A 13,176-nucleotide genomic window follows, 5' to 3' on the forward strand; every position below is an offset into this window, starting at 1 on the left:
TCCCTTCAGCCAGTATTCATTTTTCCTTGCGCACTGTCGCTACATCGTCTGCCTTGACCCGAATACGCTTGCCGGCAATGTCCGTGAACTCGTAGAAACCGTCAGGAGTCTTGGCGTTTGGCGTGTCCTTGGTCAAGTACTGGGTGCCGTTCTGCAAGGTTACGACGGTTTGCGTCGAGCAACCGGCCAATACCAGGAAAGTCAGCGCAACCAGTGGTAGACCCAAGTGCTTCATGTTCATAACCCTTATCTTCACTCTTCAAAAGTCCTGTGCCTGGGTGGCACCAGGCCATAAATGTTACGCGATTCCCGCCATCTGATCACTTTTATACAAAAAGGTGCGTGCGCCACTGATCTATTACTGATTGCAACAGTCCGCCGCAGACGGCAATCTGTATGCATAACCAGTATTTGCCAAGTGCCCGTCATGTCCAACCCCCTGGAAAACCCCGTTTATTACCTGCACAACTTTCGCCAAGTGCTCGATTGGCTGGGGCAGCGCTATGCGGATTTGCTGGACCACGATGAACAGCTTTTTATTCAGCAATTTTACAGGTTGCCGCAAGCGTCCCAGGCGTTGCTGGTGCGTATGGTGATGCGCAAAGGTGTGCATTTTCGGGCCGGCAAGCTCAACTATGCCGAGATCGGTCCGACGCAAGATGCACTGGTACCGCTGTTGACGCTGGGCTGGGTGGATGGGCAGGGCCTGCTGTCGTTTGAAGAGCTGTTCTCGTTGTTGCACAAAGGTGAAGTGCTGAGGGCTTTCGAACCCTGGATCGATCGACCCAAGGGCAAGAAGGCCGACTGGCTGCCGATTCTGGCGGCGCAGTTCCCTGAAAACCGCAGCTTTGAACAGTGGTGCCCGCAGGTTGAAGACGCGCTTTACAGCCTCACCGTGATGGACCTGTGCGACCGCTTGCGGTTGATGTTTTTCGGTAACCTGTACCAGGACTGGTCGGAGTTCGTGCTGGCGGATCTTGGGATCCATACCTACGAAAAAGTCTCGTTTGGTGCCCAATCCCGAGGGTTGCGCAGCCGTGATGACGTGCATGGCTTTCTTTTCCTGCACCAATGCCAGCAAGCCTTTGAAGCCGGGGAGGCACTGGCTGGCGTACTGGAGCAGATTGCGAGCCTTGACACCGATAACCCGTGGCTGGAAACGCGCCGGGCCAAGCTGTTGTTTCAACTTGGCCAATATTGCGAGCGTACGGCGGACCTGGCGTTGGCCGAGTCGATTTACCAGCGCTGCGCCTATCCCGGGGCGCGATCGCGGCTGATCCGGGTGTTGGAGCGCCAGGAAGACTTTTCTCGGGCACTGGCGTTGGCGTGCGAAGCCCAACAGGCGCCGCAAAGCGCCGCCGAGCAGCAACACCTGTTGCGGGTCTTGCCAAGGCTGCGGCGCAAACTGGGTGAGCCGCCGCAACCCAGGGCCAAGGCCAGGGCAATCCAGCGCCTGGACCTTGAACTGCCACCCCCGGAGCCGTTGATGTCGGTGGAGTCCTGCGTCCAGGCCCACCTGAATGAGCACGCCGCGCCCGTGCACTACGTCGAGAACAGCCTGATCAATTCACTGTTCGGCCTGTTGTGCTGGCCGGCGATTTTCGCCCCCTTGCCCGGGTCGTTCTTCCATCCGTTCCAGCGTGGGCCAGTGGACCTGCACAGCGAGGACTTCCATCAGCGTCGCGCCTTGCTATTTACTGCTTGCCTCGATGAACTGCAGGATCAACGCTACAAGAGCACCATCCGCCAGCGTTATGCCGAGAAGTGGGGCATCCAGTCACCTTTCGTATTCTGGAACGTGCTCACCGAAGAACTCCTCGACCAGGCCCTTGAATGCCTGCCTGCCGAACACCTGCGTCATTGGTTCGAGCGCTTGCTGCTGGATATCCGCGCCAACCGCGCCGGTATGCCGGACCTGATCCAGTTCTGGCCTGACCAGAAGGCCTACCGCATGATCGAGGTCAAAGGCCCCGGCGATCGCTTGCAGGACAACCAACTGCGCTGGCTGGAGTTCTGCGGCGAACACCAGATGCCGGTGACGGTCTGCTACGTGCGCTGGGAAGAGCAGGGCGCTTGAGTTACACCGTGGCCGTGCGAGCGCTGTGCGAGTTCACCGCGAAGGTGGGTGACCTGGACCTGCGCTTTACCCCCTCGCCCAGCGCCCAGGAAGGCATTGTTGGCCATCGCACCGTGGCCTCCCGGCGCAGTGCCCACTACCAGAACGAAGTGGCCCTTGAGGGCGAGTACCAACAGTTGAAGGTGCGCGGCCGCGCGGATGGCTACGACCCCGACCGCAACCTGTTGGAAGAGGTGAAGACCTATCGCGGCGATCTCGACGCCCAACCTGCCAATCACCGGCAATTGCACTGGGCCCAGGTCAAGGTCTATGGCTGGTTGATGTGCCAGACGCTGGGGCTTGGCGAAATTGACCTGGCATTGGTGTATTTCGATATCGTCGGCGAGCAGGAAACGCCGGTGAGCCAACGCTTTGAGGCGAGCGAACTGGAACAGTTCTTCAACCAGCAATGCGCGCTGTTCCTGGGTTGGGCCGAGCAGCAAATGCACCAACGCGAAGCCCGTGACAGCGCGGCGCAAACCCTGGGGTTCCCGCACGACGAGTTCCGCCCCGGCCAGCGTGCGCTCGCCGAGTCTGTGTACAAGGCGGTCAGTACCGGACGCTGCCTGATGGCCCAGGCGCCCACGGGCATCGGCAAGACTGTCGGCACAATCTTCCCGATGCTCAAGGCCTTGGCGCCTCAACGACTGGACAAGGTGTTTTTCCTCACCGCAAAAACCCCAGGGCGCAAGCTGGCCCTGGATGCGGCGCAAGTGCTGCTCGACAGCAGCCCCGAGCTGGCGCTGCGGGTGTTGGAAATGGTCGCCCGGGACAAGGCTTGTGAACACCCGGACAAGGCTTGTCACGGCGATTCCTGCCTATTGGCCAAAGGCTTTTATGAGCGTCTGCCCGCCGCCCGGATCGCCGCGGCCAAGGTGCGTTTGCTCGATCAGCGCAACCTGCGGGAAGTGGCCCTCGCACACCAGGTGTGTCCCTATTACCTGAGCCAGGAAATGGCCCGTTGGAGCGACGTGGTGGTCGCCGACTACAACTATTACTTCGACTTTGGTGCCCTGTTGTTCGGCCTGGCCCAGCTCAACCAGTGGCGTGTCGCGGTGCTGGTGGATGAAGCGCACAACCTGGTGGAGAGGGGCCGTTCGATGTACAGCGCCAGCCTTGACCAATACGCCCTCAAGACCCTGCGCGACACCGCCCCCGAGGTACTGAAGAAACCCTTGACCCGCCTGAACCGCGAATGGAATGCCCTGCACAAGGAACAGATCGCGCCGTACCAGGCCTATGCCGAAAAGCCTGACAAACTGCTGCAGGCCCTGGCCCTGTGTGCCAGTGCCATGGGCGACTATTTCAACGAAAACCCCGACAGCCTCAATGGCGACCTGCAAACCTTCTACTTCGAGGCCTTGCAGTTTTCCAAGGTGGCGGAGTTGTTCAACGAACACTTTATCTTCGACATCAGCAAGCGCCAGGCCAGTGGTAAACGCAGCGCGTCCCAGTTGAGCCTGCGTAATGTGGTGCCCGCCGAATTCATCCGCCCACGCCTGAGTGCGGCCCGCAGCAGCGTGCTGTTTTCGGCGACTTTGAGCCCGCGACACTACTACGCCGACTTGCTCGGGTTGCCGGTGGATACAGCCTGGGTCGACGTGGAGTCGCCGTTCAAGGCGGAGCAACTGCAGGTGCGCATTGTCGATCGGATCTCCACCCGGTTCGTGCATCGCCAGGCGTCATTGGCGCCTATCGTCGAGTTGATCGCCGAACAATTTTCCCAGCAGCCGGGTAACTACCTGGCTTTTTTCAGCAGTTTTGATTACCTGCAACAGGTGTCGCAGTTGCTGGCCGAGCGATATCCACAGATCACGCTGTGGCAACAATCCCGAGGCATGAGCGAAGCCGAGCGCCAGAAGTTTCTTGATGGGTTCACCCAGCACAGCCAAGGCGTAGGGTTTGCCGTACTGGGCGGGGCATTCGGTGAAGGCATCGACCTGCCGGGCACGCGCTTGATCGGCGCCTTTATCGCCACCCTGGGGTTGGCGCAATTGAACCCGGTCAACGAGCAAATAAAGCTGCGCATGGGCGCGATTTTTGGTGCTGGCTACGATTACACCTATCTTTACCCAGGTATTCAAAAAGTGGTGCAGGCAGCGGGGAGAGTGATCCGCAGCCAACAGGACCAAGGCGTGGTGATGTTGATCGACGACCGGTTTAGCGAGCAGCGGGTGCGGCAGTTGCTACCGCGATGGTGGTCAACGAACCGTCGGCTCTGATGACAGTGGCTTCCTCAGGGCAAGCGGTGCGCTGAACGAACTTGAACTTCGGGCAAGGTGGGTTCTTCTAAAGAAATTCGACTTCGCAAGGACCCTTGACCGTGTCCAGAATCATTTCCCCTCAAACCCCGGCGTCGGCGCTGAACGATCATACCGAGCACTCTGCGAAGATTTTTGGCTCGCCCAAGGATCGCCTGGATTTTTACCGCCGAGAGATCCAGTACGAAACCACCATCCTGGCCAACCGCACCGATGCCTACCTGACGGCGCAGTCGTTTTTGGTGATCGCCTTCGCTTCGTGCATGTCCAACCTCAATCCCGAGTGGGGCAAGCTGTTTACCCTGGTGGTACCGGCATTCCTGGCCCTGCTGGGCATCGTCAGCTCACTCAACGCCTGGCCGGGCATTCGCGCGGCCTACGACATCATCGACCACTGGTACTTCAAGCAAAGCCAGTTGCTGCGCAGTGAACCGGTAATGGGCATGGCCTTCGACGACTCGCCGCTGTTTTGCGAAACAGAGTCGTCCCATAAGGGCTATCGCAAATCCCTGTTGTTTTCAGTACGCACGCCGTGGTTGTTCATGCTGTTCTGGATCCTGCTGGGAGCCTATGCGCTCTATATCCAAATAGACAATCCGGGCTCGTAGGCAAACGGAATGAACTTCATCTTGCCCGATGAGCCCATACCTTTACGCAAGGTGTGTGATTTCAACGATCAGTCAAGAGGTGAGTCATGAGCACAGACGCTAAAGACGACCCGCAAGTCAGCGACCGCAATGATCCGGCGATCGACGTTGGTCATCCAGCGCCCGGTAACGGCGCAGATGCCCCAAAAGACCCGAAGCCCGCCAAAGATCCCAAGGCCAGGGAAAACGACTACAGTCCAGACTTCAAGCCCGAGCGCGAACCCACGCGTGAAACCGATGCCGATATCGATACTCCGGGCGGTTAGAGGAGTTGATCATGTCCGATGACAGTGAAGACACCGCAGAAGAGGTCATCAACGACCCGGGCAATGAAGACCCGGGTTCGTTGATGGACGATGCCGAAGTACCGCTTATCGATCCGGATGAGGAGGCAGCCGCAGACAGTCCTGAATGATCCACGATCGGTCGGTTTTGGGCCGGGCGGCTGCCTGCCAGGGAATGCGTGTTCATGGCTAAGAATGCTTGATGAAACGTTTCACTAACCGATAAAAGGCATACGCAAGCGCTTGCGTAAGTAAAGCTATCAAATTAGAGTCGACCCCAATCAGGTCACCCGATACCGCATTATTGGTGATGGCCCACGTACAAAAATAAAAATCTCGGGGTCACGATGCGCCTTGAAACCACCGCAATTCCTCTGCTTGAAATGCGCGGCATCTCCAAGACCTTCAATGGCCTGCGGGTGCTCAAGAACGTCGGCCTGAAAGTCTATCCGGGTGAAATTCATGCCCTGATGGGTGAGAACGGGGCCGGTAAATCGACCCTGATGAAAATCCTCTCCGGTGCCTACCAGGCCGATGATGGCGGCGAAATCCGCATCGATGGCCAGCTCATTGCCAGTTACAACCCTGGCACCGCGAAAACCCTCGGCATCGCGGTGATCTATCAGGAATTGAGCCTGTGCCCGAACCTGAGCGTGGCCGAAAATATCTACCTGGGTCGTGAGTTGCGCCGTGGCTGGACCATCGACCGCAAGGGGATGGAGGCCGGCTGTGTCGAGGTACTGGCAAGGCTTGGGGCTGAGTTCAAAGCTTCAACCCGCATCAGCACGCTATCGATTGCCGAGCGCCAACTGGTGGAAATCGCCCGTGCCTTGCATGCCCACGCCAAAATCCTGGTGATGGACGAACCCACCACGCCATTGTCATCCCGGGAGACGGACCGCCTGTTCGCCTTGATCAAACAGCTGCGCAGCCAGGGCCTGGCGATTATCTACATCAGCCATCGCATGGCCGAGATCTACGAACTGTCGGATCACGTGTCGGTGTTGCGCGACGGTGAATACGTCGGCGAGTTGGCCAGGGACGCGCTGTCTGCCGAGGTGCTGGTGAAGATGATGGTAGGCCGCGACCTATCCGGGTTCTACAAGAAGGAACACGCGCCCTATGACCCCGGCACGGTGGTGATGCGCGTGCGAGACATGGCCGATGGCAAGCGCGTGCGCCAGTGCAGTTTCGATTTGCATGCGGGTGAAGTGCTGGGGATCGCCGGGCTGGTAGGCGCCGGGCGTACCGAGCTGGCGCGGCTGATTTTTGCTGCCGACCCACGCACGCGTGGCACCCTTGAGGTGGTGGGCAAGGCCGTGACGCAGCTGCGCAACCCGGCGGACGCGATCCGCGCCGGCGTCGTCTACCTCACTGAGGACCGCAAGGCCCAAGGGCTGTTTCTCGACATGAGCGTGGCTGACAATATCAACGTCTGCGCCTGCGTACCGGATGCCCATGCGGGCGGAGTGCTTGACCGTGGCCTCGGCGCCCGGAGGGCACGCGAGGCGATCCAGTCGCTGTCGATCCGTGTTGCTTCGGGCAAGGTCAATGTGGGTGCCTTGTCCGGTGGCAACCAGCAGAAAGTGCTATTGGCACGGTTGCTGGAGATCAAGCCTCACGTGTTGATCCTCGACGAGCCAACCCGGGGGGTGGACATCGGTTCCAAGTCGGAAATCTATCGAATCATCAATCAACTGGCCAAGGCCGGCGTGGGCGTGGTGGTGATCTCCAGCGAGCTGCCGGAAATCATCGGCACCTGCGACCGGGTGCTGGTCATGCGCGAAGGCCAGTTGGTGGCAGAGGTCGGTGGGACATCCGGTCGCGATATTTCCCAGGAAGCGATTATCGACCTCGCCACCGGTGGCGAGCAGGTGGCCGCTCATGGCTAATTCCAACAACGTGGGGAGCAATGTGATGACCGTGGACAATCCAGCAACGGTAGGCCGGCGCGAGCGCATGGGGGAACTGATGCGCACCGTGGGCATGCTGCCGGTATTGGTGCTGTTGCTGGTGGGATTTGCCCTGGCCAGTGAAAACTTCCTGACGCTGCAAAACCTGTCGATCATCACCCAGCAAGCCTCGGTGAACGTGGTGCTGGCGGCGGGAATGACCTTCGTGATCCTCACCGCCGGCATCGACCTGTCGGTGGGCGCGATTCTCGCTGCGTCCGCCGTGGTTGCGCTGCAAACGTCCCTGTCACCGCAGTACGGCATGCTGGGGATTTTTGCCGGTGTCGGTTTCGGCCTGTTGCTGGGCCTGGTCAACGGTGGGCTGATCGCTTTCATGCGCCTGCCGCCGTTTATCGTCACCCTTGGTGCGTTGACCGCCATGCGTGGCCTGGCGCGGCTGTTGGCGGACGACAAGACCGTATTCAACCCCGACCTGCCGTTTGCCTTTATCGGCAATGACTCGATCCTCGGTGTGCCCTGGCTGGTGGTGATCGCGGTGGCGGTCATCGGCCTGTCGTGGTTTATCCTGCGGCGCACGGTGATGGGGGTGCAGATCTATGCCGTGGGCGGCAACCCCGAAGCGGCACGCCTGTCGGGGATCAAGGTGTGGAAAGTGCTGCTGTTCGTCTACGCGATGTCCGGTGCCCTGGCGGGGTTGGGCGCAGTGATGAGCGCCTCGCGGCTGTTCGCCGCCAATGGCCTGCAACTGGGCCAATCCTATGAGTTGGATGCCATTGCGGCGGTGATCCTCGGTGGCACCAGTTTTACCGGCGGCGTCGGCACTATCGGCGGCACCCTGATTGGCGCGCTGATCATTGCGGTACTGACCAATGGCCTGGTGCTGCTGGGAGTCTCGGATATCTGGCAGTACATCATCAAGGGCATCGTGATCATTGGCGCGGTGGCGCTGGATCGTTATCGCCAGTCCGGTGCGCGGACCTGAATTTCACCTCACACAATAATCACAAGAGAGCCATCATGAACTTCAAACGCATCTTTCCTGTTGTCGCCTCCTTGAGCCTGGCTGTGCTGATGTCCCAAACCGTGCAGGCCCGTGAATTGAAAAGCATGGGCATCAGCATGGGCTCTCTGGGTAATCCGTATTTCGTGACCCTGGCTGACGGTGCCACGGCGCGGGCCAAGGAGTTGAACCCGGCCGTCAAGGTCACTTCGGTCTCGGCCGATTACGACCTGAGCAAACAGTTCTCGCAGATCGATAACTTCATCTCGTCCAAGGTCGACCTGATCCTGCTGAATGCCGTCGATCCATCCGCCATGGCTTCGGCCATCAAGAAAGCCCGGGATGCCGGGATCGTGGTGGTGGCGGTGGACGTCGACGCCAAGGGTGTGAATGCCACGGTACAGACCGATAACGTCGAGGCAGGCAAGCTGGCTTGCCAGTTCATCGTCGACAAGTTGGCGGGCAAGGGTAATGTGATCATCCAGAACGGCCCGCAAGTGACGGCGGTGACAGATCGGGTCAAGGGTTGTGAAGCCGCCCTGGCAGGTGCGCCGCAGATCAAGGTGCTGTCCGATGATCAGGACGGCAAAGGTTCCCGTGAAGGCGGGCTGAACGTAATGCAGGGCTACCTGACACGCTTCCCGAAAATCGACGCTCTGTTCGCCATCAACGACCCGCAAGCCATCGGCAGCGACCTGGCTGCCCGCCAGCTGAAACGCAGCGGCATCATCATTACCTCAGTGGATGGCGCGCCAGACATCGAGAACGCTCTCAAGAGCGACACCTCGATCCAGGCTTCATCCAGCCAGGACCCTTGGGCCATGGCCCAGACCGCAGTGAACATCGGCAATGACATACTCAACGACAAACAACCCGCCGAAGCAGTTACCCTGCTCGCACCGAAACTGATCACCCGCGAGAACGTCGGTAGCTATAGCGGTTGGTCGAGCAAACATTGAGGCCATAAGGAGAGAGCAGGGTGGCAACCATGGATGATGTGGCGAAGCTCGCCGGCGTCTCGACGTCGACGGTTTCCCATGTGCTGAACGGCACACGCAAGGTTAGCCCGCAGACCGTGCAAGCGGTGCAGGGGGCCATCCGGCAGCTGGGGTATATTCCCAATACCCTGGCCCGTTCCCTGGCCCGATCGACGACCAACACCATTGGCGTGGCGATCTCGGCGCTCTCCAACCATTATTTCAGCGAAACCGTGCATGCGATTGAAACCGAGTGTGCCAAGCACGGCTTCATGATGCTGTTCGTCGACACCCATGATGACCCCGAACAGGAGTTGCGGGTGATCACGGCGCTGCATCATCGCAGGGTCGACGGCATCATCCTGGCGCCGTCTACTGGATCGCTGGCCCTGGCTTACCTGCAGGCCAACTCGATCGCGGCCGTGCTGGTAGACCGTATGGTGGACGACAGTTTTGACCAGGTCGGGGTTGAAAATACCCAGTCTACCCAAGCCCTGGTCGCGCACCTGATCGAACATGGGCATCGACGCATCGGCTTTGTCGCCGGGCGTGCGGGGCTGGGCACTACTGACGAGCGGGTGGCTGGCTATCAGGCTGCATTACAGGCTGCGGGCCTACCACAGGATCCGGCGCTGCTGGTCAATGGTGGCTCCAACAGCGAGCCCGCGCGACAAGTCACCCGCCAACTATTGGCCCTGTCATCGCCACCCACTGCGATCATGACCGGCAACAACCTGATGACCCTTGGTGTCATGCACGCCTTGCGCGACGCGGGGATCGAGGTGCCCAGGCAAATGGCGCTGGTGGGCTTCGATGACTTTGACTGGGCGGATTTTTTTGTGCCGCGCCTGACCTTGATTGCCCAGCCTGTCCAGGAGCTGGGCGCCCGCGCGGTCAGTTTGCTGCTGGAGCGCATGGCGTCGCCCAAATGTAAAAAACACAGCGTGCGCCTGACACCCACTTTGCGGATTCGACATTCATGCGGCTGTCCTTGATCGGAAAATCATCGGTATGAGCAGTCCCGTCTCCCTTGGAATCGACCTTGGCACCTCGGAACTCAAGGCCATCTTGTTGGATGAGCGCGGTGGTGTCCTGGCCCATGCCGGCGCTCGCTTGACAGTGTCGCGCCGACACAGTGGCTGGTCCGAGCAGAACCCCGAGGATTGGTGGCAAGCGTGTTTGCGTGCTCTGGATCAATTGCGCCTCGATCAACCCGAAGCCTTTTCCCGGGTGGTCTGCATTGGCCTGTCGGGGCAGATGCATGGGGCAGTATTGTTGGGAAATGACGACCGGGTGTTGTACCCGGCTATCCTCTGGGATGACTCCCGGGCCATCGCCCAGGCCGAGACACTTGGGCGCGATTATCCAGGCTTTGCCGAGATCACCGGCAGCCTGCCGATGGCGGGGCTGACGGCGCCGAAACTGTTGTGGTTGCAGCAACATGAACCACAGATCTTCAGTGCCATAGATTGCGTGCTGTCACCCAAGGATTACCTGCGCCTGCGCTTGAGCGGCGAACGCATCAGCGAGGTCTCGGATGCGGCCGGTACCTTGTGGCTGGATGTGGCCAACCGTGGGTGGTTCGAGCCTATGGTGCGTGCCACCGGACTGCGCCTGTCGCAGATGCCGACGCTGGTAGAAGGCGCCGCAGCCAGCGCCTACCTGTGTCACACGGCAGCGACACGCCTGGGGCTTCCCCCAGGGCTGGTGATCGCCGGAGGAGGCGGGGACAACCCGGTGGCCGCGGTTGGCATTGGCGCGATCAATGCCGGCGACGGCTTCATCACCCTTGGCACCAGCGCTGCCATCGTCGCCATCACCGACCATGCGGCGGGCAATCCCGCCAACGCCGTGCACAGTTTTTGCCATGCGTTACCCAATCGCTGGTACACCATGGGGGCGATGCTCGCGGGCGCCAGTTGCTTGCGTTGGGTGACGCGCCTGACCGGGTTCACCGATGAGCAAGCGCTGCTGGACCAGGTGCAGGCCACGTTGCCCATCGAGCGAACAGTACCGCTGTCCAACCCGCTGTTTTTGCCTTACCTCGCGGGTGAACGCACGCCCCACAACGATCCGCTGTTGCGTGGCGGTTTCATGAACCTGGGACACGATTGCACCCCGGCGATGCTGGCCTACGCGGTAATGGAAGGCGTTGGGTTTGGCCTGCTGGATGCGTTACAGGCCGTTCAATACGCAGGAGCGACGGTACAGGCCTGCGCCCTGGTGGGTGGAGGGGCTCGCAGCGAGTATTGGGCGCAGTTGTTGGCGAATATCCTGGAGCGAGAAATCTACACCTTGCAGGGCAGCGAATTGAGTGCGTGCATTGGCGCGGCGAAGCTGGGGTTTGTGGCCAGCGGGCAGGGCGCGCACCTGTTACAGGCTGGTATGCCTGCCAAGAAGCGCTATCTGCCGGACCCCAGCCAGCGCGCTGCGTTGCACGCGCGTTATCGCAAGTTCCAGGGGCTGATATCGGCGGCGAAAGCCCTGCATGATTAAGCACTGACGCTGCTGATTTTCAAGTCAGTGGCGGTCGAGCCACACCGTCTGCGCATTGCAAAACTCACGCACGCCGAAGTGCGACAGCTCACGGCCAAACCCGCTTTTCTTCACGCCACCAAAGGCTACCCGCGGGTCTGAGGCGCAGTACCCATTGATAAACACACCGCCGGTCTCCAACTGATTGGCAATCTGTCGCGCCCGCTCCAGGTCGGCCGTGAAGATTGTCGATGTCAGGCCGAACTCGCTGTCGTTGGCGAGTGTCAGGGCGTGTTCGGCATCACGGGCGGTGATGATCGAGGCCACCGGGCCAAACAGTTCCTGCTTGAATGAGGTCATCTGATTGGTGACATCCCCCAGTACTGTCGGTTGATAATAATTCCCGGCGCCTTCGACTTTGCCGCCACCCAGCAGCAGCGTTGCGCCTTCGGCCAGGGTGTCCTGGACTTGTTGATCCAGCTCATCGCGCAGATCGAAGCGTGCCATGGGGCCCACGTAGGTTTCGATAGACTGCGGGTCACCGATGATCAACTGGCGGGTTGCGGCGACGAAACGTGCGGTAAACGCTTCGACCACACCTTGCTCGACAATCAGGCGCTTGGCAGCGGCACACACCTGGCCGGTGTTCTGGTAACGGCCAATCACGGCAGCCTGGACAGCAGCCTCCAGATCAGCATCGTTGAGCACGATAAACGGATCGGAACCTCCCAGTTCCAGCACGCATTTCTTCAAGGCCGCACCTGCTTGGGCGCCAATCGCCATACCGGCGCGCACGCTACCAGTGAGTGTCACAGCGGCGATGCGAGGGTCGGCGATAGCGTTGGAAACACCTTGCTGGTCGACGTTGATCACCTCAAACAGGCCCTCGGCAAACCCCGCACTCTGGAAGGCATCACGCAGCAGGTAGGCGCAACCCATCACGTTTGGCGCGTGTTTGAGTACGTAGGTGTTACCGGCGATCAGCGTGGGTACTGCGCCACGCAGCACTTGCCAGATCGGGAAGTTCCACGGCATCACGGCCAGGATCGGCCCCAACGGGCGGTATTCGATGCGGGCCTGGCCGTTGTCCACCTGGACGGGCTCGGCCAGCAACATGGCCGGGCCGTGGGCGGCGTACCACTCACAAAGTTGAGCACATTTTTCAATCTCGGCGCGGGCCTGGGTGATCGGCTTGCCCATTTCCAGGGTGATCATCTGCGCCATGGGGGTGATGCTGTCTCGTAGGGCCTGGGCCAGATCAATCAGCTTTTGTGCACGTTGCTCGACCGCTGTGCGGCGCCAGACAGCAAAGCCTGCGCTAGCTCGGGTCAGTGCCGCGTCTAGCTGCGCCGGGGTTTCAAAAGGGTATTGGCCGACTGTCTCGCCGTTGGCGGGGTTGATGGAAGCAGCGTAGGGAAGGGGAGTCATGGCACCGTCCTGCTCAATGAAGAATGAGCTCAGGTTACGGCGCTATTACTTTTTCGGAAACTGAATAATACTAAG

The 13,176-nt window shown here is 60.1% G+C and carries 12 protein-coding genes; 10 read left to right on the forward strand and 2 right to left on the reverse strand.

What is annotated here, in order from left to right; all coding sequences use genetic code 11:
- Positions 1 to 16: 16 nt before the first annotated feature.
- A complete protein-coding gene (locus tag GIR22_RS16490; RefSeq protein ID WP_154744369.1) occupies positions 17 to 241 on the reverse strand; it encodes a YgdI/YgdR family lipoprotein in 225 nt (74 codons plus the stop codon).
- 186 nt (positions 242 to 427) lie between these two features.
- Between GIR22_RS16490 and GIR22_RS16495 the strand changes: the two genes are divergently transcribed.
- The 10 genes from GIR22_RS16495 to xylB all read left to right on the forward strand — a co-directional run bounded on the left by GIR22_RS16495 (position 428) and on the right by xylB (position 11,694).
- Complete coding sequence (locus GIR22_RS16495) at positions 428 to 2,077, forward strand: VRR-NUC domain-containing protein (RefSeq protein ID WP_154744370.1); 1,650 nt, start codon at positions 428 to 430, stop codon at positions 2,075 to 2,077.
- Positions 2,074 to 4,338: an ATP-dependent DNA helicase gene (locus tag GIR22_RS16500; RefSeq protein WP_154744371.1), complete on the forward strand. Its 2,265-nt coding sequence runs from the start codon at positions 2,074 to 2,076 to the stop codon at positions 4,336 to 4,338. The genes GIR22_RS16495 and GIR22_RS16500 overlap by 4 nt, the downstream gene beginning before the upstream one ends.
- Positions 4,339 to 4,439: 101 nt before the next feature.
- Entirely contained in the window at positions 4,440 to 4,985 is a 546-nt protein-coding gene (locus GIR22_RS16505) for a hypothetical protein (protein ID WP_178122311.1), read from the forward strand.
- A gap of 86 nt (positions 4,986 to 5,071) precedes the next feature.
- The gene (locus GIR22_RS16510) at positions 5,072 to 5,290 is read left to right on the forward strand and encodes a hypothetical protein (protein ID WP_154744373.1); all 219 of its coding nucleotides are present in this window, start codon (positions 5,072 to 5,074) and stop codon (positions 5,288 to 5,290) included.
- 11 nt (positions 5,291 to 5,301) lie between these two features.
- Positions 5,302 to 5,439: a hypothetical protein gene (locus GIR22_RS25970; RefSeq protein ID WP_178122312.1), complete on the forward strand. Its 138-nt coding sequence runs from the start codon at positions 5,302 to 5,304 to the stop codon at positions 5,437 to 5,439.
- A gap of 216 nt (positions 5,440 to 5,655) precedes the next feature.
- Entirely contained in the window at positions 5,656 to 7,200 is a 1,545-nt protein-coding gene (locus GIR22_RS16515) for a sugar ABC transporter ATP-binding protein (protein ID WP_154744374.1), read from the forward strand.
- A 25-nt stretch (positions 7,201 to 7,225) separates the two neighbouring features.
- Complete coding sequence (locus tag GIR22_RS16520; protein WP_154744433.1) at positions 7,226 to 8,203, forward strand: ABC transporter permease subunit; 978 nt, start codon at positions 7,226 to 7,228, stop codon at positions 8,201 to 8,203.
- A gap of 35 nt (positions 8,204 to 8,238) precedes the next feature.
- Entirely contained in the window at positions 8,239 to 9,180 is a 942-nt protein-coding gene (locus GIR22_RS16525) for an ABC transporter substrate-binding protein (RefSeq protein WP_154744375.1), read from the forward strand.
- A 20-nt stretch (positions 9,181 to 9,200) separates the two neighbouring features.
- The gene (locus GIR22_RS16530; protein WP_178122313.1) at positions 9,201 to 10,193 is read left to right on the forward strand and encodes a substrate-binding domain-containing protein; all 993 of its coding nucleotides are present in this window, start codon (positions 9,201 to 9,203) and stop codon (positions 10,191 to 10,193) included.
- A 16-nt stretch (positions 10,194 to 10,209) separates the two neighbouring features.
- A complete protein-coding gene (gene xylB / locus GIR22_RS16535) occupies positions 10,210 to 11,694 on the forward strand; it encodes a xylulokinase (RefSeq protein WP_154744377.1) in 1,485 nt (494 codons plus the stop codon).
- 24 nt (positions 11,695 to 11,718) lie between these two features.
- Here the strand turns inward: xylB and GIR22_RS16540 are convergent, their stop codons facing one another.
- Complete coding sequence (locus GIR22_RS16540) at positions 11,719 to 13,101, reverse strand: aldehyde dehydrogenase family protein (RefSeq protein ID WP_154744378.1); 1,383 nt, start codon at positions 13,099 to 13,101, stop codon at positions 11,719 to 11,721.
- Positions 13,102 to 13,176 lie beyond the last annotated feature (75 nt).

The sequence above is a fragment of the Pseudomonas karstica genome (genome assembly GCF_009707515.1).
Classification (GTDB): domain Bacteria; phylum Pseudomonadota; class Gammaproteobacteria; order Pseudomonadales; family Pseudomonadaceae; genus Aquipseudomonas; species Aquipseudomonas karstica.